Origin of the sequence: Pseudoalteromonas sp. SMS1 (assembly GCF_021530565.1) — a bacterium.
Lineage (GTDB): Bacteria > Pseudomonadota > Gammaproteobacteria > Enterobacterales > Alteromonadaceae > Pseudoalteromonas.
On sequence record NZ_JAKGBI010000032.1, the window covers coordinates 1 to 21,790 of the forward strand.

General features: G+C 42.8%; 19 protein-coding genes. 9 read left to right on the plus strand and 10 right to left on the minus strand.

What is annotated here, in order from left to right:
* Positions 1–347: 347 nt before the first annotated feature.
* Positions 348–1,013, minus strand: a complete 666-nt coding sequence (locus L1286_RS22820; RefSeq protein ID WP_235409372.1) for a GNAT family N-acetyltransferase — start codon at positions 1,011–1,013, stop codon at positions 348–350.
* A 139-nt stretch (positions 1,014–1,152) separates the two neighbouring features.
* Here L1286_RS22820 and L1286_RS22825 point away from each other — a divergent pair, with 139 nt between their 5' ends.
* The 3 genes from L1286_RS22825 (at position 1,153) to L1286_RS22835 (ending at position 2,525) form a co-directional block, all read left to right on the plus strand.
* Complete coding sequence (locus L1286_RS22825; RefSeq protein WP_235409349.1) at positions 1,153–1,380, plus strand: DUF2789 domain-containing protein; 228 nt, start codon at positions 1,153–1,155, stop codon at positions 1,378–1,380.
* Between the two features lie 106 nt (positions 1,381–1,486).
* Positions 1,487–1,750 (plus strand): hypothetical protein, encoded by a 264-nt coding sequence (locus L1286_RS22830; protein WP_235409350.1) that lies wholly within the window; start codon positions 1,487–1,489, stop codon positions 1,748–1,750.
* A gap of 1 nt (position 1,751) precedes the next feature.
* Positions 1,752–2,525 (plus strand): Zn-ribbon-containing protein, encoded by a 774-nt coding sequence (locus tag L1286_RS22835; protein ID WP_235409351.1) that lies wholly within the window; start codon positions 1,752–1,754, stop codon positions 2,523–2,525.
* On the opposite strand, the gene syd is transcribed toward L1286_RS22835, so the two are convergent.
* Positions 2,526–3,068, minus strand: coding sequence for a SecY-interacting protein (gene syd / locus L1286_RS22840; RefSeq protein WP_442961769.1), 543 nt, complete (start codon positions 3,066–3,068; stop codon positions 2,526–2,528).
* Positions 3,069–3,129: 61 nt separating this feature from the next.
* On the opposite strand from syd, the gene queF reads away from it, so the two are divergent.
* Positions 3,130–3,975 carry an NADPH-dependent 7-cyano-7-deazaguanine reductase QueF gene (gene queF / locus L1286_RS22845; protein WP_235409352.1) on the plus strand — a complete coding sequence of 282 codons (846 nt, stop codon included), beginning with the start codon at positions 3,130–3,132 and terminating at the stop codon, positions 3,973–3,975.
* A gap of 41 nt (positions 3,976–4,016) precedes the next feature.
* Here queF and L1286_RS22850 read toward each other — a convergent pair whose 3' ends face one another.
* The 4 genes from L1286_RS22850 to L1286_RS22865 are packed head-to-tail and all read right to left on the minus strand — an operon-like array spanning position 4,017 to position 11,198.
* On the minus strand, positions 4,017–4,898 hold the full coding sequence (locus L1286_RS22850; protein ID WP_235409353.1) for a peptidylprolyl isomerase: 882 nt from the start codon (positions 4,896–4,898) through the stop codon (positions 4,017–4,019).
* Positions 4,885–5,724, minus strand: a complete 840-nt coding sequence (locus L1286_RS22855; RefSeq protein WP_235409354.1) for a transporter substrate-binding domain-containing protein — start codon at positions 5,722–5,724, stop codon at positions 4,885–4,887. Before L1286_RS22855 ends, L1286_RS22850 begins: the two co-directional genes overlap by 14 nt.
* Positions 5,724–9,461 carry a translocation/assembly module TamB domain-containing protein gene (locus L1286_RS24260; RefSeq protein ID WP_235409355.1) on the minus strand — a complete coding sequence of 1,246 codons (3,738 nt, stop codon included), beginning with the start codon at positions 9,459–9,461 and terminating at the stop codon, positions 5,724–5,726. The genes L1286_RS22855 and L1286_RS24260 overlap by 1 nt, the downstream gene beginning before the upstream one ends.
* Before the next feature lie 15 nt (positions 9,462–9,476).
* Positions 9,477–11,198: an autotransporter assembly complex protein TamA gene (locus L1286_RS22865; protein ID WP_235409356.1), complete on the minus strand. Its 1,722-nt coding sequence runs from the start codon at positions 11,196–11,198 to the stop codon at positions 9,477–9,479.
* Between the two features lie 171 nt (positions 11,199–11,369).
* Here L1286_RS22865 and L1286_RS22870 point away from each other — a divergent pair, with 171 nt between their 5' ends.
* The gene (locus L1286_RS22870; protein ID WP_235409357.1) at positions 11,370–11,696 is read left to right on the plus strand and encodes a ribonuclease E inhibitor RraB; all 327 of its coding nucleotides are present in this window, start codon (positions 11,370–11,372) and stop codon (positions 11,694–11,696) included.
* 45 nt (positions 11,697–11,741) lie between these two features.
* Here the strand turns inward: L1286_RS22870 and L1286_RS22875 are convergent, their stop codons facing one another.
* From L1286_RS22875 to pyrC, 3 genes are all read right to left on the minus strand, one after another.
* Positions 11,742–13,481, minus strand: a complete 1,740-nt coding sequence (locus tag L1286_RS22875; protein WP_442961770.1) for a DEAD/DEAH box helicase family protein — start codon at positions 13,479–13,481, stop codon at positions 11,742–11,744.
* Between the two features lie 368 nt (positions 13,482–13,849).
* Positions 13,850–14,155 (minus strand): H-NS histone family protein, encoded by a 306-nt coding sequence (locus tag L1286_RS22880; RefSeq protein WP_063373211.1) that lies wholly within the window; start codon positions 14,153–14,155, stop codon positions 13,850–13,852.
* 496 nt (positions 14,156–14,651) lie between these two features.
* Complete coding sequence (gene pyrC, locus L1286_RS22885) at positions 14,652–15,695, minus strand: dihydroorotase (protein WP_235409358.1); 1,044 nt, start codon at positions 15,693–15,695, stop codon at positions 14,652–14,654.
* Positions 15,696–16,024: 329 nt separating this feature from the next.
* On the opposite strand from pyrC, the gene L1286_RS22890 reads away from it, so the two are divergent.
* Complete coding sequence (locus tag L1286_RS22890; protein WP_235409359.1) at positions 16,025–18,391, plus strand: bifunctional diguanylate cyclase/phosphodiesterase; 2,367 nt, start codon at positions 16,025–16,027, stop codon at positions 18,389–18,391.
* Between the two features lie 213 nt (positions 18,392–18,604).
* Here the strand turns inward: L1286_RS22890 and L1286_RS22895 are convergent, their stop codons facing one another.
* A complete protein-coding gene (locus tag L1286_RS22895) occupies positions 18,605–18,724 on the minus strand; it encodes a hypothetical protein (protein ID WP_328284244.1) in 120 nt (39 codons plus the stop codon).
* Between the two features lie 816 nt (positions 18,725–19,540).
* Between L1286_RS22895 and L1286_RS22900 the strand changes: the two genes are divergently transcribed.
* From L1286_RS22900 to L1286_RS22910, 3 genes are all read left to right on the plus strand, one after another.
* Positions 19,541–20,428 (plus strand): LysR substrate-binding domain-containing protein, encoded by an 888-nt coding sequence (locus L1286_RS22900; protein WP_063376364.1) that lies wholly within the window; start codon positions 19,541–19,543, stop codon positions 20,426–20,428.
* A 48-nt stretch (positions 20,429–20,476) separates the two neighbouring features.
* Positions 20,477–21,244, plus strand: a complete 768-nt coding sequence (locus tag L1286_RS22905) for an ElyC/SanA/YdcF family protein (protein WP_235409360.1) — start codon at positions 20,477–20,479, stop codon at positions 21,242–21,244.
* Between the two features lie 162 nt (positions 21,245–21,406).
* Positions 21,407–21,787, plus strand: coding sequence for a hypothetical protein (locus tag L1286_RS22910; protein WP_235409361.1), 381 nt, complete (start codon positions 21,407–21,409; stop codon positions 21,785–21,787).
* Positions 21,788–21,790 lie beyond the last annotated feature (3 nt).

Here is a 21,790-nt window from a genome sequence, read left to right on the forward strand (position 1 = left end):
TTCGGCGCTCCTAATCCATGTGACATTTCCTATGTCTGCACATCCTGTGCTAATTCCTCTGTCGTCTTGACTCCCCTTCACCTTGTCCTTCGGCGCTCCGAACTTCCCGTGTATACCTGTATCCTACTCGCCATCCTAGCGTTTGCTTTCTGCTGAATCCTTTTATCCTTCAACACGAATAAGTTTAAGCGAATCAGCCGTAATAAATAGGATATATTCTCAATAAAAATTCTTAAAAAATACTGAAACAAAACAAAAAGACAATAAAATACAAAGACTTAAATAAAAATTAGAGCCTAAACGATAGAACACTTCCCAATAAGACTCACACTGATGTAGGAAAAGTCTCACAGTGCTTTTTCCAATTTGTCAGTTCGCGGCTTAAACAGTAATTCACCCGAAGCTGATTTAAATGATAATTGCCTGATTAATTGATAGCCATGTGATTCAAAAAAATTGACCTGATTGCCCTGGGTTACAAAGACCGCCAATCCAGCTACTTCTGGGTTTTCACTGACCAGCGTATCTAAAGCGGACAACAAGTAATGTCCATACCCTAACCCTTGGTAATGTGGGTCTACAGCAATAAACGATAAAAAGTAGTAGCCCGTATACTCACTCAGTTGAGCTTGTATTGTCCGTTCTTTTTCAAGTAGCTGTTGCATCTGTAACCGACCGGCTGCCATCATTAGACGTAGACGCCAATTCCACCCCCTGTCAGCGTCAATTTCTGATTCTGACACAAATGCGCAAGCAACCGCCACGAGATTATCGCCTACAAACACCCCCACAATTGGCTGCCCAGCTTTGCTGAAACTTGTTAGCTCCTCTCGGATTAAAGCACGTAATTTAGACCTATACTTGCCTTCATTCGGCTCATTGAAAATATTGATAAGCAGTGGGTCTTCATGGTATGCCTGATATAACAGGCTCGCAGCCACTCGAATATCCTCGGGTGCCAAGAACTTAACGTTAATTTCTGTGTCAGGTGCGCGTTCTTCAGTTGTTGTCATCATTAGATCCCTGTATGTGAATATCGTAGGCTGAGTAGATTAGGTTTTGCGTGTTTGCTATGAGGGCATTATTCAATGTCATCAATGCAAGCTGCTTCTACTATAGTTGTAGTATGTTTTTCGTTCAACAGAGGTCAGTATGGATACCAGTTACCATTCTTTGAAAACACTATTTGCACAATTAGGCTTAGAAAACAGCGACGACCATATCTCTCACTTTATTGACCACAACAGATTACCAAGCCATACCCTCATTAAGGATGCGCCATTTTGGAATGAAGGACAAAGGCACTTCATTGAAGAATCTTTAAGAGAAGATGCTGATTGGAGTGAAGTGATTGACGAGTTGGATGCTTTACTACGTTAGGGCAACACTGAATTGCTTTTACGGCAAACTGAATGATGCGGTGTCCAAGTGATTTGGTAATCATCTTAAAAGTGGTAAACTGCGTTTTATTTTTTGGTAGTTTGTTATGCATCCAGCAGTTCAACACGCCATCCGAGCATTAATTTCGGAAGGCAAAACACCCACTGTCGCGACAGTTAAGTCAAAGCTGACAGTACCGGTGCCCATGCCCGTATTAATTGCAGCGCTAACCACGTATAAAAACAACCCTAATGCAATAGACGCCCCAGAGCCTATTGAAACGCGTGATGACGTCAGTAACCAGACTCAACTCGATAGAATTGAGGCCAAGCTCGACAAGCTGTTGTCTCTGCTAGAAGGGCAAAAGTAAAATGTTTGTTGTCGATCTCACTTTTGACTGCTACCAAGACACCACCTTAGATATGGCTGAACAAGCGATAAACCGTTTAGTTAATGCATTGCGCTTCAATGGCCAGATTATTGGCGATGAATTTCCGACTGTATTAAAAGATGGCTATTTTGTCACCCGTGTAATGTGTCCACTAGAGGACTCTTTACATCCATTGCACCACAGCCCCTTTGTAAAACATGCCATTGAACAGTTACAACAAGCGGGGCTATTAGCACCAAAAGTTAAGGTGATTGGACAAGATATTCACGCCAATGGCGCTGATCAGTGCCAATCTCCTTCAAGTTATATTCTGTACACAACCTATGTGCATACGTGCAGCCCACTTTACTGTGGTGATGACTTTCTACCAGTGCCACTGTATAAGATCCCGGCCATTGCAAATGGCGATTACAAGGCACTGATTAAGTGGCAAGAAGATTGGCAAGCCTGCGATCAGATTCAAATTAACGGGGCAACACGCTGTGAGTTTGCAGCTTTAGAAGAGTTAACCAGTCTATCTAGTGATTTAACACGTAGAGGGCTCGATCTCAGCAAACGTATTCGTTATCTCACAAAAAAGCCCGTGTATTACTATCTATATCGTGTTGGAGGTGGGAGCCTAGTATCTGAACAGCAGAGAAAGTGCCCTAGCTGTAACGGCGATTGGGCACTAGATGAACCTTGGTTCGGTATTTTTGACTTCAAGTGCGACAACTGTCAGTTGGTCTCAAATATCTCGTGGGATTTTCAATAATTAAACGCTTAATTGTTCAATAAATGCGCCTAAATTAGCCGCCAAGATATGATGTGGTGGCTTTCCTACATACTCAAGACACACCTCACCAGTACTTAACTTAACCGTGATCAGGAGATCGTCTTTTTCTGTTAGGCCAATAAAAACCGTGTCGTCTTGCTTTAGGCGGCGCTTCATAAGTACGTGCCCAGTAATATTCTGTTGTAAGTTTACAAAATCATCTTCGTTCCACACTTGTAACAGTTCAACCTCGTGCCCTTCAAATGTCGCAAGTACATTACCAGCAAAAACGGCACCATAATAAGCATGCAATGGCTCAGGAAATTCGACTTCCAGCGCTTTTGCCAGATCAGCTAAGCTCCCACGCGGCCTTCTCGATATCGCTTGCCACTGGATCTGTCCATGCGCATCCGGTTGGCCTTTTTCACAGGGACTCGGATATGCCGTGTCATGCTGAATTAGAGGTAGATGCCCTTGACGTTGCTCAGTTGCACAAGCAAAACGCTGATGCAGCGATTCCATCATATTTGTAAAAGAAGCCATACTGCCAATCTCATTTTTTATTCGCTATAATTCGGGACATTGTAACCACTATTGGTGAAACATGACAGATTACAACAATGCGCCTGAACTAAAAGCTTCCGTATTAGGCAAAACAACTGACTATGCATCTCAATACGATGCCGCCCTTTTACATCCGATAGCAAGAAAGCTAAACCGAGATCAAATTGCAGTCGACGAACAACATCTGCCTTTTTTTGGTGAAGATACTTGGACTGGATACGAGCTGTCCTGGCTCAACAGTAAAGGAAAGCCGCAAGTTGCGGTGGCGACATTCACATTCCCATGCCAAAGCTCGCATATTATTGAGTCAAAATCATTTAAGTTATACCTAAATAGTTTTAACCAAACGCGTTTTGAATCTCAACAGGCTGTGCTGCAACACCTTAGCGATGATCTGAGCAAGGCCGCACAGTGTCAGGTGATAGTAAAGCTCTATGGCCCAGATGAATACAATTGCTTGCCATTTACGGCACTGCCTGGCGAGTGCATCGATGCATTAGACATTGAGGTAGATATCTATAGCCCGACAGATGGTATGTTACGTTATGAAAATGAGGAATGTGTAACTGAAACTTTATACAGCCACCTATTAAAATCGAACTGCCTGATTACCTCGCAACCTGATTGGGCGAGTATTGTTATCCACTATGAAGGGAAAAAAGTTTGCCGCGAGTCACTTTTGAGGTATTTGATCTCGTTTCGAGACCACAATGAATTTCATGAGCAATGCGTAGAGCGTATTTTTTGCGATATTCAACGCGCACTTAACCCGACCAAGTTAGAGGTTTACGCACGTTATACACGTCGCGGCGGGCTAGACATCAACCCATTCCGCTCCAGCGAACAAGATACCACCAGCTTTGATATTCGCGTTAACCGCCAATAAGTCAATGTTTTTGCTTGAGTGCCGTAAAGAACGGCGCTCAACTAAGTCGTCTTTCGTCTTGTGGGTACTGTTATTGAGCACACATCCGCATAATTGGGCGTGAATTTAAACCAGGGTTCAGGGCGATTGGTACGCGCCGCAATTAGCTCTTCAAAAAGTACTGTACTGGTATCAAATACTTCAAATTCAGCACGGTCTTCACTGTCAATATCTTTCAGCACATCAACACGTAAAATCGGATTGAACGGGCGCGCTTCGCTGGGGGTTCTCTGCAATTGCTGAACATGCTCCATTCCCTCAAGTACTCGTCCAAATACGGTGATATTGCGATCCAGATAACGCTGCGGTGACAGCGTAATATAAAACTCCGTTCCACCACTATTGATACCATTCCCCCGTGCCATCGCAAAAGTACCTGTACAATGTGTCATCCAAGTTTTCGTCGCGGGACTATTTTGCCCAACAGCAAACCCGTCTAAAAACCCCGTTCTAATTGCATATCCATCAGAGCCGTCCAATGCTGTAATAGACAATCGTTTATCTGTTTTGAACGACAGTTCCGCATCTAACCGCTTTTTACCTTTTGTTGGTATTTTTGTGTCAGTATGATCACCACCTTGCGCCACAAATCCTTCAACAAAACGGTACACACTCAAGCCATTATAAAACTGCTCTCTGGCCAACAACTTGATATTGTTAACATGATTTGGTGCAAGTCGTTCATTGAGCTCTACATAAACAGCGCCTGTTTCTAATGTAATACGAAGAATGTTGTCACTGTTTACCTTACGCCACGCCGATTCAGGCGCTGAGCTAATAATTTCATTCGGCGCACGAACGTGTTCTTGTGGCCTATCTTGTTGCTGCATACATCCCCCAAGCATCCACAATGCTGAGGCGAAAAGCACATTAGTTTTTTTCATTTTTTGATTCTTTTTTATACCATAGATATTGATTTTCTAAGGGCGCACTAGGCGGTAAGCGGCGATTTGTGAGTTCAATTAACGTTCGCTTTTCGAGCGCTAACTCGTTTATCAAACCACTAAAATATTGCTCAAATAACTTTTCAAACTGACCGTCTTTTAAGGCTTGATTTATGCCTTCGGACAGCGCGTTATGCAGCGCTTGATCAGACTTTTCAACAAACAAATATACCGCTGATGGATAGTACAATAGGAGCTTTTGCTCTGCATATGTTTGATACCTACTCGCCAATTCTGGTAACTCTAGGATACTAATTGGTATTGCATCAAACCGATTAGATTTCAACATATTCAGAGCCCCAGTGAAGGTTTTGAATTCGTTTACAGACAACTGATTATCAATGAATATACTGTGATCAGGCCAATCATAGCGTAGGCCAAAATGAAATTTTTGCAGCTGAGAAATATGGTTTAAATGACTGAACTTTGCTTGGCTGTGCTCATTGATCACTAAAATACGATATCCCAACAGCCCTTTGACAATTGGAAACCGCACCGCCCGTGCCATATTTTCGCGGCGAGAACTGGTAACTGACCAAAAGATATCAATGCCATTTTCTTTGCCCAACAATCGAATCGCACGGCTTTGAGTTGGGATATTATCAACATACCGGAGCTTGTATGTCTCTTTCTGATAAGATAATGCTAACTTGATTAAATCTACAACATAAGGGTGTGCGCCCTGCGTAACTCTAACAACTTTAGCTTCTTTTGCTACAGCAGTATGACAAAATATCACGACGAGCAAAAAGCTCAAATAGCGCATCAACCACCCCAATCAAATTTATACAACAAGTCTATACTATCGTAGAGACCACTCGTCGCTTCAATGTAAAGTTTTGAAAATATTCGATAACGTACAGCTATTTCACTGAGAGATGCGAACACTCCGACTCGATAACTTACCTGTACACTAGGTGTAATGTACCCCGAAAGCTCTACCTGTGTATCGTCACCGCTTCCTTTTGCAGCTAAATTGACATCCTTTAATCCGAGTTTTTTTCCCGCTTTTGTAAATAATCCTTTACTTTTATCGATGCTCTTTGACAATAAGAACTGCGCCAACATAGTATTATTTGAACTCTCTCCAGCACCCAGTGCCTCACCGTTCAGCAGATAAGCCAGTGCTTCAGCCTGATCCATCGCTGGCTCTGAGAAAATTGTTAACTCAGGCGCCGCAATGCTCCCTTGTACTGAAACCCCTGCGATAACGCCATCTGCTGTTGTTTCAGGGTTGCGGATTGCTCTAATGTTCAAATAGGGCTTATCCAGCGGCCCATTAAACCCAAGTTGCCCAGTTTCAATAATAAGGTCCTGACCAAACGCAGTGTATTTCCCTTCTCGTAGGGAAACTTCGCCCGCAGCCAGAATGGCTGTATTAAGCTGCTTTTCTAAAGATAGTTCACCATGTAAATATGCGTCCAGACCCAACGCAACAATACGTACATCATCTAACAGTTTGATATCAATATCGGCTTGATAATCAAATAAAGTCGCTTTTTGAGTCTCTTCAGCATCATCTAATATCACCTGATCTTCACTCACTAAAATGGCGCCTTCGGGTAACTCATTCAATGTAAAACGTGCAAAAGGCACGTTCACTTCGCCCATAATATTGAGGTGCTCTCCTGCAAGTTGAATGTGCAAATCTGGTGAAACCGCGACTTCTGCACCAGCCATTGGCGTTAAAAATAAACGCTGACCACTGAGTTTGACGTCTAAGCTCACATCGGGACGCAGCGCGGCCTTGCCGCTAATAGTGGCAAAACCGTCTTGCGGTGTCTTTAATTGGCCATTGAGTTCAATCAAGTTGTCGCGTAAATCGACATCTAAATTCAAATCTGATATTTGCATCGGTAAATAGCTTGATAATACGGAGACCTGTTTCGCGCGCATCTGCCCGAATATCAGCGGCTGGCCAGCGTGAGATGCAAATTCAACACGGCCACCAAACTGCCCAGCCAATTCGATATCAGGCCAAGCAAGCGCCCTTAGGTAGGGTGTAAATTCATTAAGTACAATCGCATTAACATCCACGAAGCCTTTCATGTCTTGGGGATTTTTAACATTTGGAAACGCCACTTTGCCGTTAAAGTTACCAAGCTTTTCTAGCTGTACTTGCCAATCGACCTCAGCACCATTGCCATCCCCATTTAGCAACACATTCAACGTATCAATGTTTAAGGTCGCCTCTTGCAATGTTTTTTGCTCATCTGCCATGTCTGTTTTAGGTTGAAACAAAACAACTTTGCCATTTGTGAGACCCAATTTGCCCACCAGTGTATCAAGTTGACTGTTAGACCACTGTAGGGAACTTTCTCCTGTTATGCTGCCTTCTGCAGTCATCGTATCAGGCATCCAAGCTGACGCGACTTGCACAGGCACATTCATCAAAGACACGGAAGCGTCACCGGATTGCTCTTGCTGATTTGCAGATAAACATGCTTGACCAGCTGCAATTTGCCAGCAATGCTGCGATACCGACATGCCAGACTGTGAAATTTGCAGATCGAATGAGTTATTTAGCGCCATTGAGAACGACTTAATTGAGAGCGCGCCGTCATTGACTTGTCCTAGCCAACGCTCATTTTCTACTTGACCAGTCAAGGTTAAAGCTGCTGACGCTTCCTCACTGTTAAGCGTGATATCTGCTGAATGCGCACGGCGATTGCCCTGCGCATTCAGCGCTATCCGGCCATTTTCGATGCCAGGCAGGTTCGCCTCAGAGACGATGAGTGCTAGTTGTCCAGCAAGGTCATTGTTTAAATCAACATCAGTGGCAAGCTGCACATCTCTTAAAGAAAGGTTGGCATAGTCAACTTCTGATATCTGTGTTTGCAATTTAACCTTTGGTGCAGTGGCAAGGCCATCAACAGAGCCTTGTCCACGCATGATGATATTAATTGGTAAGAGTGTATTTGCACTATGCGCAACATCAAATTTTGCGGTTAAATCTAACGCTTCTCCAAGTTCACCAATGATATTGATATTGCTGTCACCATAAGACAACTCAGCTTGCTGCAAGTGGCCTTTGAATTGGTCGTCAATCTGGCCTTTAAGTGCAATAGACAGTGGCAGCTGTGCAATGTTGCCATGCAATTTTAAATCGTCAACTTGCGCGACCCAAGAAACATGTCGCTGCTTAAAGCTTAGCGCATAATGTCCAGATAAAACCCCAAGATCTGATGACGTTAAGGGTGTATTGGGCCCTTGCTGTATTTGCGGAATCGGCAACTGTTCCAAGGTCCCCTGAAGATCTAGTTGTATTCCTTGTTGCCAGTCAAGTTGCGCAACTAACTCCGTATAAGCCTGCGCCATTGCAATGCGGCTTTTTGTCACGTCTAAATGAGACAAGCTTCCCCGTACAGAAGCATCAATATATGCACGTTCTGCTTGCTCATAAAGCGATTTAAGATCTGCATGGCCCGTAATAGAAAACGTATAATCATTTGCATGACCTCGCCCTTTGAGTCTAAACCCAGACAAAGATACCAACTGCTCAATCGGGGCCTTATCCAGTCTTGTATCAAGGGTAAATGGCCAGTTTTGCTGTGCTGGTGAAAGCGATAAGCGACCCTTAGCAGATACTTCACCAGACACCTTGGTTTGAATATTTAGTTGCTCCAAGTCACCCTGTACTCCTAAGGTAATTGCGCCCTTTGAATGTGACAGACTAGCGCTCCCTTTCACTGTATTTACATTCAAATCATACTCTAAACTCACAAAGGCGCTGCTTTGTCCATATCGCACCGCAAACTCCTCAATATTCAACTTCTGTGACTTTGCGAACATATCAAGCGCTAGGTTGTCCAGCGTCAACGGCGCTTGTTCATAGGGTTGATAAGTTAACTTTTCGATTCGAAAACTGGGCAGCGCCAACGCGAGTGGGAGCTTGATACTTGGTAATGACAGTGGTGATAAGTTTTCAGGGAGTTTGCTTGGTTTTGCTTGCGTAGCAGCGAGCTGCTCAATGGTTAATTGCTGACTATGCAGCTTGGCAATCTGCACCAATGCGTTGTCTGCCGTTGCAACAAGTTGCAAACGGTCTAACGACACTCTGTGTCCACCAGCCTTCACCTCCAGTAAGTTAATGTTTAACGATGAAACACCAATTGATACTGGCAATGAAATAGGCTCGTCACCCAACGTCGCTTCAGGTTTATCGCTAACAACCGCTTGCTCACTCGCTAAGTGACTTGCTAACGTCTCAACCTTGAATTTTTCAACGTCAAACGCGATACATATGGTGGCACAATCAAACCACGTTAAATCCAAGTGGGCGTTATTGGCCTGCAAACGAAAAGCCGCAGATTCAAATGAGAATGAAAAGTGCCCGCCAGAGAGGAGTTTACCTTCTCGCAACTCAATACGCACCTCTGGTACAACGTAATTAATGACCCCCACTAACAGTTTATTGCCCAGAACTGTCGATATTAAAAAGACCATTACCATGAGCAATGTACTTAGTCCGACAATTAAACGCCTTTTTACTTTGCGGTTCACAAACGCTCCCATCTTTTATATCTCAGGACCAATGACAATACTTAATCGTGTACTTCGGCTTGGTTTACTGAGCCCCCAAGCGTGGTCGACTCTAATCGGCCCAACAGGCGTAAGGTACCTAAAACCAAACCCGGCCCCCAATGACCACTTTTCACTGAAGTCATTGGTTGCTGTGCCTATATCTACAAATACAGCAGCACGCCAGTTGGGCAAAAATTGATAGTTATACTCCGAACTTGCAGTTACTAAATACTTCCCCCCGGTCAATTGCCCTGCTTGCCCCCTTGGCGAAATAGATTGAAATGCAAAACCACGTATACTTTGATCACCGCCCGCAAAAAAACGCAAGTTCAAAGGCGTTTTATCTAACTCACTGGTCACCATTACACCGAGCTCGCTACGAAGCATAAACAAGTGTCGCATTTTATACTGCCTTAACCATGCTTGCTTCCAATGAACTTTTAACAAAGATGTCGAGGATATAACACTGTCATGAGCGGCTTCTAACGTAACTAGCTGCTCACTCCCCCAATACGGTGTCATCCCCCCTTTGCTTTGCTTTTTCGCAAAACTGATACCCGGTATCAACATTTCGGTATCCAGCTTGAGCCCTAACTGCTCACTTTTCTCGTGCTCACGCTTTAGAAACGCGGTCCGTACCCAGTTACTCTCAAGCAACCACTGTCTTTGCAGCTGAATATTCCAAGATTTGCTGTTCACGCCTTCCGTTAATTCATCTTGTAACTGATAGCCGCCAAGTATGCGATATATATCCGAATTGGGGTCGTTGACTGGAATTGTATACGCCGCAGTGACATCTTGCTGACGCTGCGATAAATTGAGATCGGAGACAAATGAGTGACCGTCTTCACTGACCCATGGCTTGCTCCACTTCCCCCTAAATTTGGCGCCTAAGTCAGTACTATAGCCTCCACCCACTTCAAAGCTATGTGCGGGTTTATCGATAACGTCGACGCGGATCGGCACTTGATAGGCTTTTCGGGATTTTAAGAGTGGGTACACTTTGACATTGGCAAAATACGGCGTCGCACTCAAAGTGAGACTATAGTCACTCAAAAGCTTGGCTTGGTATGGGGTGTTTTGAGAAAAAGGCACCAATTTTTTGATAAATTTTTGTGCTTGAGAATCCCCTGTAAGCTGCAACTGTCCAAACCGATAACGACGGCCTGAATCAATCACCAATACAGCCTGTGCAGTCCCCGCTTTTGGCGCCACTTCCAATCGGCGTTGTTGCCATACATAATCAAAATACCCTCGCTCCAATAATGCGCTTTCGAGCTCAGCTTTGGCCGCACCATAAACGTCATGGCGCACCACCGTACTTTTTTTCAGTGCGATTGATCCAATGATAGCTTGCAGCGCGGTATCTTCTTCCCCCTCCCCGACAATACGAACCTCGACACTTTGCCAATGAAGCGGGGCTTGCAGTGATAGAGTCACCTGTAAAGTCTGAGTGTCTAATTCATACTGCACTGTACTTTCATACTCATAGTAACCTATGGCTTGTAGAGCAGAACGTATATCTTCATCAATGGCTTTTTTGCGGCTGTGGGTGTATACCACACCTTGATATTTTGAAAGGTACTGGGTGACATTGTCGATAGCAGTTTGTACTTTTGATTCTACATTGACTTCTTCAATGACTTGTTCAGCCCCCGCCAAAGCAGGTCGCAAACTTATGCAAATAAAGATAAGGAAATAGATGATTTGTGGCACTTAAAGGACTCTTTGATTCAACGTTATTGTTATTTGCGCAGTAAATGATTATGTGCATAAGTCAAATTAACATACCGTACGCACTTTTAACGACAAAAACTTCACTGTGATGCTTTTTATTTGATCGTGGATAACGGACAATATAGCCAATTCTACTAATTGAGTAATGATATGCAATTTCCAAATGATGACAATGGTCAGCTGTTATCTGAAATCGCCGCTGAAGGCGTCGATCTTACGCAAATGCAAAAGATTGACTTCTACATACTATTCGAACAAAAGGACAATGCAGAGCGCTTTATTGAAGCAATCAGCAAAGACGACTTAGCGCCGCATACCAAACTGGGAAAATGCCCAGATACTGGCGTCTGGGAAGTTTTAACAACCGTAACGATGGTACCTGCGCACGAGTTACTGGGCCAGACGGAACAATACCTCGAGTCCATCGCTAATGGCCATGAAGGTTATGGCGACGGCTGGGGACTCATGGCCGAATAAACAAGCATTGCGTATGTAGGTACTTTGGCCTACATACACTTCAAACTAGCTTTTATCCGCTACGCGATAACTTCCCTCATAATCAAATATTTTTTCACTAATTTGCCAACCATATTTCTTATGTTGTTTTGCTATCACAAAGTCTGGTGGTGACAAAAGAGCAATATCAACGTCAATGGCATTGTCCCACTTCCCGACTCCGCAACCTGATTTTAAGCGCTTGGCAAAATTGCGATGAAAGTAATAGCGACTCCCTTTATTTGAAAAGTCATACACCTCACTGACATCTGCGCCATCTTCATCGAAATAGGTCACTTTAAGTACCTGTGATTGAATCACCTCAGCGGTCATTCCGCAGCAGCGCAGCACCAGCGCGCTTTTTAAATTCAGTGCATCTCTAAGCTTATCATCCGGATCCGCCATCACTTCACCGCAGCTCAAACACTGACGAGCGGCGATATCATTTTCAGCCCCACAGTAACCACATTCTTTAAATTTAAATCGATAGTCACATTGCATCGATTCATTGCCATCGTCGCTTTCCAATACCCCTTGGCAACGCCTACCGTAATGCTCCAATACTTTGCCCTGCGCATCCAATTTCCCCCAGAAAGTATTGGCAAAACCACAACCAGGGCAAAGAACCTGAACAGGTTCACTATCTGGGTTAGGTTTTTTCGCCCCCACTTCCGGATAAAATAGGTCAAAATCATTACCGGCATAGTCAATCACAAGGCAATCTTCTTTACCTTCATCTAAACGCAGGCCTCGACCTACTATCTGTTGATACAAACTGACAGACTCGGTCGGCCTCAAAATCGCTATAAAGTCTACATGTGGCGCATCAAATCCGGTCGTTAATACAGATACATTGACGAGGTATTTAATCTCTTTATTTTTAAACCGCGCGATAATACTGTCACGCTGTTTATTCTCCGTATCTCCAATAACTAATTCGGTTTCATTTTCAGGTAAATAATTCACAATTTCTTTTGCATGCATCACTGTTGCAGCAAATATCATTACGCCTAATCTCGATTTAGCTTTTAACAAAATATGATCGATAATGCTTTTTGTTGCGCGAGTATGACTATTCAAAAGCGTATTCATATCACTTTCGCTATAACGACCTAAGCTATCCGACGTCAACGACGAAAAATCATAATGCTCTATTGCGGGGTCTACTTTGTTAGGTGGAGTTAAATATTGATTACTTATCATATAGCGCAGAGGTAATTCATATATACATTTTGCAAATGGACTATTCTCTTCTCCTCGAATAAATCCGTGATAGTGCTCACGATAGATCCAGCCATGCCCCAATCGATAGGGCGTTGCAGTCAACCCCAGTAACATAAGCTTTGAATTAAACTGCTTGAGGCAGTTAATCACTTGCATATATTGGCTATCTTCTTCCGTGCTCACCCGGTGGCACTCATCAATAATCACGAGAGAGTAGAAGGTATTTAATTTTTCAAGGTTACGCGCTAATGACTGGACCGACGCAAATGTCACTTGCTGGTCAAGCTCTTTTTTATTCAACCCAGCAGAAAATACGCTCGCTGTTAAGCCATAACTTTCATACTTTTGTGCGTTTTGCTCCACCAGCTCTTTAACATGTGTTAATACCAGAATTTTTCGTCGAGCAATTCTTGCAAGCTCAGCTATGACCAAGCTTTTCCCCGCTCCGGTAGGCAACACAATGACCGCTGGGCTGCTGGTTTTTTTGAAATGAGCGACTGTATTGGAGACAGCCTCTTGTTGGTAGGGCCTGAGCGTGTATATAACAAACCTCTTAATCGAAACTCAACCTGATAGAGGTTTGAGTATACCACTTTCAACGTAACGCGTTCTACCAAGCTTGCATCTGGCATGCTTCATTAGACATATAAAGAAGATGTAATAATTTCAAACTGGTTGTATGACTTTGTAGAATCAATTGAATTTTTTCTAATTTAATGTAGGTAGGAAAAAGTTCTGAATTCAAAAAAAGATTTAATTAAAATGTGAAGTTATTTAGCAAATAAAGCTCATTTATTGGAGAATAGAAATTGCTTGTAGAGATTTTAAAAACAGACGAGGCATTTAGTGCCTCGTCATGTCAACCGAATAGTTCCTTTCGCTTTAGCTCTAGATTTTAAAATATTTTATGTTTATATCTTATAATCATCTAAATTTACATTCGCGAATGCCTTTGGTGTTTTACCACGACCTGTCCACTCATGTACTTTACCATCGATCTCAATTCGATATTTTGGACTGACTTTGCTGCGCTTGTCCGTAGCACCAGAACCAACCAAGTCATCTAGCGTTAATCCCTTTTCTTTAATCAAAGCTAGCACTTCTACTTTAGCTTGCTCTTGCTCTTGCTGTTGAGCAATTGCTTCTTGTAGTAGCTCATGAGCTTTAGTTAGATCATTGAAGCTAGCAGTTTTAATAAAAGACTTTATTTCACGCATTAGATTTCTCTCACAAAATGTTGATTACAAATTTCATTGAAGTATTAAAAAGCTCTAATACTGAGAGTATATTATATTTATATAATTTCAAATTAATAGCCATTATTTTGCTGACTTTTAATATTATTTAAAATAGGTACAGATTAACTATTTACTTAATTTGTATTAATTCTTTTAAAATTAACTTTTCACAAAAATTAATAAGCCCATGTTTGTAAAGGAAATAAGTTAATTTGTAACGATAAATTTGTTCACCATAAACGATTTAATCTTGATATTTAGACAGTAACATACTTTGCATTTGTGGTTCATTTTTAGGTGGCAACATATCATGCTGTTGATGTACAAAAGCACGCTTTAAAACAAATTGGTGTAATAAGCCAGCCCTTGCAATGGCCAACCTGTCAGAGAATGAAGGGGGTCAGAAGTGACGAGGGGTTAATGAAGGTATTAGGAAAGGGCTCAAGCAAAAGAGCCCCCACACACATCGTAAAGATTATGATTCCATAACTTGCCAATCTATGTTTGCGCCCGCTTTAATGGGAACTACATGAGTATCACCTAAAGGATAGGACTCTGGTACTTGCCAAGTAAGCTTTTGCAACGTAATCGTATCCTGATTGCGCGGTAATCCATAAAAATCAGGGCCAAAGAAGCTTGCAAAGCCTTCTAGCTTATCAAGTGCACCCGCATCTTCGAATGCCTCAGCATACAACTCTATAGCAGCGTGCGCAGTATAAGCTCCCGCACATCCACACGCCGCCTCTTTCTTATCTTTTGCATGAGGCGCTGAATCGGTACCTAGGAAGAACTTTTTGCTACCGCTTGTCGCTGCATCAATCAGCGCTTGCTGGTGTATGTTGCGCTTTAAAATTGGTAAGCAGTAGTAATGAGGCCTAATTCCCCCCGCTAGCATATGATTACGATTATATAGCAAATGGTGAGCGGTGATTGTCGCAGCAACATTGTCTGGCGCAGATTGAACAAATTCAACAGCATCTTTTGTTGTAATGTGCTCCAATACAATCTTTAAGGTAGGGAAAGTGTCTACAATTTTCGCTAACTTTGTTTCAATAAATACCTTTTCTCTATCAAAAATATCAATTGAAGAATCCGTTACCTCACCGTGGATAAGTAACAACATGCCGACTTCTTGCATCGCTTCCAGTGCCGGATACACCTTTTCAATGTCCGTCACACCAGAATCTGAGTTTGTCGTCGCACCTGCGGGATATAGCTTAGCTGCAAATACATGACCGCTGGCTTTGGCTTTTCTAATTTCTTCAGGCGTTGTGTTATCCGTCAGATAAAGCACCATTAGCGGCTCAAAACCCGCTTTTGGTCCGGCAGCCATAATGCGATCTCGGTATGAAAGCGCAGTTTCCGTACAAGTAGCTGGCGGCACAAGGTTAGGCATAATAATTGCCCGGCCCATGTAACGACTAATATCACGAACGGTATCTTTAAGAACGTCACCATCTCTCAAATGAACATGCCAATCATCTGGTCGAGTAATAGTAAGGGTCTGATTACTTGTCATTGCTGTTTTCCACTGCTGAATTTGCCCGATCATAGGCGCTGTCAGGCCGATAGTAAAGTAGTTCAGGTCAATTTATAAAACCAACTTAAGCCGTTGATACTTTGTTATGACTACGCCTATTTAAGCGCTAGGTAGAGCGAAAATACGCTGTCTATTATTTAAACCTTCGCAACGACTCGCTAAACCGTCTTAAAGTTAAGTAGTTACAAAACTCGTTAAGTGCTTGTGCTTTTTTTTTTACAGTTTCATGAAAGTTAATTTCCGACAATATTTGAGATTATCACTATATCTAGGATAACGTGTGCCTATTGTGCAATCGAGTCATGCCTATGCTGTCAGAAAAAAAACTAGAATCAAAAACCGAACAGTTGAGCATTATTAACCAGTTTTCATCCTCTTTATTGCAAATCACCCACTTAGATGAATTGTTTGATTATGTCACATCTCAGGTGGTCAAACGCTTAGGGTTTGTTGACTGTGTAATATATCTAACGGATACCAACCAACACTTCTTAGAAGCTGTTGCGAGTATGGGGGTGGCTCATGACAGTGAGCGTTATGAAGTTTTACAACAAAAAATCTCAATTGAAACCGGTATTACAGGGCATGTAGCAAGGACAAAGCAGCCTTTTATTTCTGGTGATGTCTCACAAGAACCCATGTACATCGCAGACTCTCGGCCTGCACTGTCTGAATTGTGTGTGCCTTTAATTTATAAAGAGCACTTCATCGGCGTGATTGATTGTGAGCACCCAGAGCAAGACTACTTCAGTGCCAGTCACTTGCAAGTGCTCTCTACCGTCGCCCATTTACTCAGTGCAAAAATCCATCAGGTAAGAACCGTCGATCACCTCACCGCTACGGTATCACAACTCAATGAGGCCCAACTTATTGAGAAGTGCATACTCAAAATTGCCAACATTACCTACCACTCTCGTGAGTTAGATACATTTTACGATGAGCTGTACCAAATTATCTGCACTCTCTTACCTGCTGAGAACTTCTTTATTGGTATTTATGATACTCATAAAGACATGCTGGAAATAGAGTACTTAATTGAAGGCGGCATAAAATGCCCAGCGCAACAGAAAGTATCCAAGTCACAATTAAAACAAACAGCGTCCTATTATGTGATCCGCTCACAATCCGCTTTACTTTGTAATCGTGAACAATTCCAGAGCTTGATAGATGACGGCGTCTTTAATATGGTCGGTCGCTCTCCGTTCGCTTGGCTAGGAGTGCCCTTCGTGGTCAATGAACAGTATCAAGGCGTCATTGTTTTACAAAGCTATGAAGAAGAAGAATCCTTCAACAAGCAACACTATGCCATGTTGACGTATATTAGTCGCCAAATCAGTATGGCGATCGATCGCAGGTTGGCTAAACAAGCACTGGAGCATCGTGCTTTACATGACGAATTAACAGGGCTAGCTAATCGCTATTTATTAATTGAGCGTATTAAACACGCGATTTTGTCCTTGGGAAGGAGTCAGACAGCCAAACTGCATTGTCTGATTTACCTTGACCTCGATAGATTTAAAAGTATTAACGATTCTTTAGGTCACGAGGTCGGTGACAAATTCCTTATTGCCATTGTGGACGCAATCCAAACTTGTATCCGTAAAACGGATACATTTTCTCGACTTGGAGGAGATGAATTTGCCATCTTTATGGAAAACATCAACAGCGAGCTCGAGGTGTCACAAGCACTGACTCGGATCACAGATGCCATCGCTAAACCATTTGTTATTGATTCCCACATTCTTCAAGCATCAAGTAGTATTGGGGTCGCATTTACTGAAAAAGACTCGGATAATGCCATTACTTTGCTGCAGCAAGCTGACGCCGCAATGTATGAAGCCAAATCAGCAGGGAGAAGTCAGGTCCGCTATTTTAACAATGCAATGCGCAGTAAATTAAAGCACCAAGCGGACATCGAGAACGATCTACAGCATGGTATTAAGAATCAGGAATTTGAATTATTCTTCCAGCCTATTTTCACACTAAATGCGCCCAAAGTCGTTAGCTTTGAGTCATTAGTCCGTTGGCACCATCCACGAAATGGGTTGGTTGCACCGGATCAGTTTATTCCTATCGCAGAAAATACCGGTCAAATTATCGAGCTAGACTTACATATCCTCGAGTTGGCAGCAAAGCAGCTCGCACAGTGGCAACAGCAGTCGCTACCCAATGTAAAAGTCACCGTAAACGTGTCATCGAGACACTTTGCCAGTTTAGAGTTTATCGACCATATTCGTCACTTGTACGAATCATATGATTTACCAAAAGGGAGCTTGTGCCTTGAGATCACAGAGTCTGGGTTGATTGAAAACCTAGGGCTAGCAACAAAGATTATTGAGGGGATCACCCCACTAGGCGTACAGCTGTATTTGGATGACTTTGGTACTGGGTACTCAGCTTTAGGGTACCTTCACCAACTGCCTATTCATGTCTTGAAAATAGATAAAAGTTTCGTAGACCAACTCACAACAAAAGAGACCCCATTGATCGACGCGATTTTGTCATTGGCAAAATCGCTTCATTTGGAAGTTGTGGCTGAAGGTATAGAAACGCCAAAGCAATGGGCGCTGCTAAAACGTAAAGGATGTCAACTTGGGCAGGGTTACTTAGTTTCCAAACCCATGCCAAGTCAACAAGCTATGTCGTTTTTGGTTGCTCAAAACACCCAGGCTTAAGCCCGTAGCAAGCTAAGTATGTAGAAACTCACCACGGTTTTTACATACTGTTTATGGTGTTAACTCTTCTCGCAGTGCTTTTGCAGCACGCACCATATTAGTGAGCGCCACTCGGGCTTCTTGCCACTCTCTGGTTTTTAGACCTCTGCCAAGGTTTACCTAAAAAGATTCTACAGGGACTTTCTGCGCGGCTTTGTGTATTTGTGCTTTAATTCACGCGCTCTGCGGCACGTTTGGGTAGTCAAAATATGCAAATGCATCTATTAACGCCCTATTTGAGCGTGATACTTCAAGGAGGCTCACATCAGCACCCATATCAACAACGGCTGACATTATGTCATTGAATTCAGCGTAACATATATGGGGTGTATTGGAGTCACCCCTTTTACGAGGCTAGCTGATACTCTGAACGCATAGGCAGTCCAGCTTAAGTAGTCGACCACTGTAACGCCTTGAATGTTCATCCTTCAATGCCGGCTCATCGCTTGTTTGTGTTGTTCCACTCGGGCACCTCACTGACAGTAAAACCACACCCCGTTCGCGCATAGCCTCGCCCAATACGAAACATAGCATCCGAATCGACGATATGAGTGCTTTGTCTATGGCGCTGAAAAACAGCCCCAATTTACAACGAGGTGTTTAGCATATAGTCATATCAGACAAAGCCCCCGAGCGGTGTCAAATCTATTCCCGGGTTTGTCTGAATAGCTCTGTTTTATCACCTAACTTCTCGCCCTCTCTCACGTCAAGCTTGCTGAGTACCCTTGCCACCCTAATCATCTTCTAAAGCACACTTTAGCGCTTTTTTTATCGATACGCGGGAAACCTAAATTGTGAATAGTCGCCATGATGAGTCTCGCCTCTTTGACTCTATAGCCATTTAGATAGCCAAAAAGATAGGCGTTGAGTAGAATTTTCTCAACTGATTGATTCTCAAATGCAACTTGAGCAAAATTAAATTGTATTTTTTTTAAAAAAAGTTAAATAAATAATGACAACGCTGTCAAAAATAGTGTTATAGTGATTTAGTGAAATTTTGAACAATCGCTGATGGATTTGTAGACGTCTAGACGTTAAATAGGCTATCCTGACAGCGTAATACGGACGTAATCTGAGTTTTACTCACATTAAAAATGAGATTTATTAATGATGATAGACATAAAGCACTTAAAAACCATTGCTACCCTGAAAGATACTGGATCACTGGTGAACACCGCACGTGAGTTATTTTTAACTCAGTCTGCTTTGTCTCATCAAATTAAAGATCTAGAGAACAAATTAGATTGCCAATTATTTGAACGCAAAACGCAACCGGTACGCTTTACCCCACAAGGTATGCTGCTGTTAGAATTAGCCAGTGAAGTATTGCCCAAAGTTGAAGCCACCAAATGTCGTTTAAAAGAGAGCTTAAATCAGCCAATATCTCAGCTCAAACTGAGCGTTGAATGTCATGCTTGCTTCCACTGGTTGCTGCCAACAATCAAAGAGTTCAATAACTTCTGGCCAGATATTAAAGTAGACTACGAGCAGGGCTTTAGCTACGACGCGATTCCTGAGCTACTGAATGATGAACTGGATATTGTGCTTACTTCTGATATTCGCGAACCAGAACAACTAGAGTATGCACATGTTTTTGACTTTAAATTAAAACTCATCGTCGCGCCTGACCATGAGTTGGCCAAAAAAGCTTATGTCACTGCGCTCGATTTAAAAGATGAAACCATCATTTCTTACCCGATACCCAAAGAAAGACAAGATATCTTTAAGCACTTTATTCAAAATGCACGCTTCGATGGCACGCTGAAATCGGTCGACCAAGGTTTATTGATTTTTCAACTCGTCAGTGCTGGCATGGGTGTGGCGGCTTTACCTGATTGGCTAGTGACACCATATGAAAGCCAGGGTTTGATCAAGTCAATTCCTCTTGGCGCTTTGGGATTAAGTCGACCGATGTACTTAGCAATGAAAAAGAGTATGAAAGACAACCCTGTATATCGTCATTTCTTGAATACTTGTAAGCAATCTATTAGCAGATAAGCGTTACTCCAGTTAAAATAGCTCTAACGAAGAAAGTGAGAGCTATTTATGTTTGAACTGAAAAAAGTCATTGGTGGCTTGCTTATGCCACTGCCTTTCGCACTGATTGTTATTTGTTTCTTACTTCTGTTTATCAGTAAGAAGAACATCAAAAGCTACACGTTGTGCATGCTAAGCGTTTTATCTCTCTGGTTTGTGAGTACCCCACACTTTGCTGGATACCTGATCACGCCAAAAGAGCGCGCAATCAAACAATTCGAACACACCCGACACAAGTATGTCGACTACATTGTCGTACTTGGCGGGGGACTGTCTCCAAATACTAAGCTTCATCCCAACTTACAATTGTCCAACCCCAGTGTGACCAGACTTGTTGAAGGCATGCGACTCGCGCATATTTACTCAAATGCCACCTTAATTGTATCAGGAGCCGGTCATACACCCACCAATACCACGAGCCACCTGATGTCACAAACGGCGCAATCACTCGGGATCAAAGCAAGCCGAATTCATCTTAATGCCAAAGCACGAGACACTGAATCAGAGGCCAAAGACTTAGCGCCGATGCTCGTAGATAGTACCGTCGCCTTGGTTACATCAGCCAGTCATATGAGACGCGCTCAAGACCTCTTCGCAGCACAAGGCGTTGATACCATTGCGGCACCAGTTGAGTTTTACAGCTATGACGCAACCCCTATCTACAAACGCTTTATTGCATCCAGCACGGCTTTATCGTCTGTGACTAGTTACTGCCATGAGTGGCTTGGTCAACAATGGATATCATTAAGGCGCGCGCTAGATAGTGGCTCTGTCTAGCTCAGCTGTACAAAAAAAGTGCTTCAATTGCACAAAGTTACATCTAACACACCAATGAACTGTGCTTAAAATCGCAAAAAATTGAAAAATTGCTCAAAAATAGGTATAAATGTCGTTTATCCTTAACCTGCGTATCCACGTACAAAACGACTGGGATCTACGATGAGTAAACTTGATAAGACTGAAGTTCTAAGCGCATTTGAAGCAGCTTATGAAGCGGTAAATGGCAAGAAGCCTGAAATTACAATTAAACCAGGCTGGTACAGCATAGACGGTGGCAAAAACATGCGTTTAGCTGATGTTGCAGCATTAACCGAAGAACTAACTTCAGGTAACGCTGGTGCAAGCGCTGAAGAAAAACCAGCTGAAAAAGCGCCTGCTAAAAAAGCATCTGCTAAAAAAGCAGCGCCAGTAAAAAGCAGCAAAGTTGCAGCCTTTACTATTGTAAAAGCAAATGAAGAGGGTTATACCGCTGAAGAAGCTTGGATTGTAGAGCTTGCTGAGAAAGACCACGACTGTCGTCTTCCTCGTGGTGTAGTGTAATAA

Excerpts from the sequence above, each read along its gene's own strand:
- L1286_RS22820 (WP_235409372.1), bottom strand. The coding sequence starts at position 1,013 with ATGACAACAACTGAAGAACGCGCACCTGACACAGAAATTAACGTTAAG.
- L1286_RS22825 (WP_235409349.1), top strand. The coding sequence starts at position 1,153 with ATGGATACCAGTTACCATTCTTTGAAAACACTATTTGCACAATTAGGC.
- L1286_RS22830 (WP_235409350.1), top strand. The coding sequence starts at position 1,487 with ATGCATCCAGCAGTTCAACACGCCATCCGAGCATTAATTTCGGAAGGC.
- L1286_RS22835 (WP_235409351.1), top strand. The coding sequence starts at position 1,752 with ATGTTTGTTGTCGATCTCACTTTTGACTGCTACCAAGACACCACCTTA.
- syd (WP_442961769.1), bottom strand. The coding sequence starts at position 3,068 with ATGGCTTCTTTTACAAATATGATGGAATCGCTGCATCAGCGTTTTGCT.
- queF (WP_235409352.1), top strand. The coding sequence starts at position 3,130 with ATGACAGATTACAACAATGCGCCTGAACTAAAAGCTTCCGTATTAGGC.
- L1286_RS22850 (WP_235409353.1), bottom strand. The coding sequence starts at position 4,898 with ATGAAAAAAACTAATGTGCTTTTCGCCTCAGCATTGTGGATGCTTGGG.
- L1286_RS22855 (WP_235409354.1), bottom strand. The coding sequence starts at position 5,724 with ATGCGCTATTTGAGCTTTTTGCTCGTCGTGATATTTTGTCATACTGCT.
- L1286_RS22870 (WP_235409357.1), top strand. The coding sequence starts at position 11,370 with ATGCAATTTCCAAATGATGACAATGGTCAGCTGTTATCTGAAATCGCC.
- L1286_RS22880 (WP_063373211.1), bottom strand. The coding sequence starts at position 14,155 with ATGCGTGAAATAAAGTCTTTTATTAAAACTGCTAGCTTCAATGATCTA.
- pyrC (WP_235409358.1), bottom strand. The coding sequence starts at position 15,695 with ATGACAAGTAATCAGACCCTTACTATTACTCGACCAGATGATTGGCAT.
- L1286_RS22890 (WP_235409359.1), top strand. The coding sequence starts at position 16,025 with ATGCTGTCAGAAAAAAAACTAGAATCAAAAACCGAACAGTTGAGCATT.
- L1286_RS22895 (WP_328284244.1), bottom strand. The coding sequence starts at position 18,724 with ATGTCAGCCGTTGTTGATATGGGTGCTGATGTGAGCCTCCTTGAAGTA.
- L1286_RS22900 (WP_063376364.1), top strand. The coding sequence starts at position 19,541 with ATGATAGACATAAAGCACTTAAAAACCATTGCTACCCTGAAAGATACT.
- L1286_RS22905 (WP_235409360.1), top strand. The coding sequence starts at position 20,477 with ATGTTTGAACTGAAAAAAGTCATTGGTGGCTTGCTTATGCCACTGCCT.
- L1286_RS22910 (WP_235409361.1), top strand. The coding sequence starts at position 21,407 with ATGAGTAAACTTGATAAGACTGAAGTTCTAAGCGCATTTGAAGCAGCT.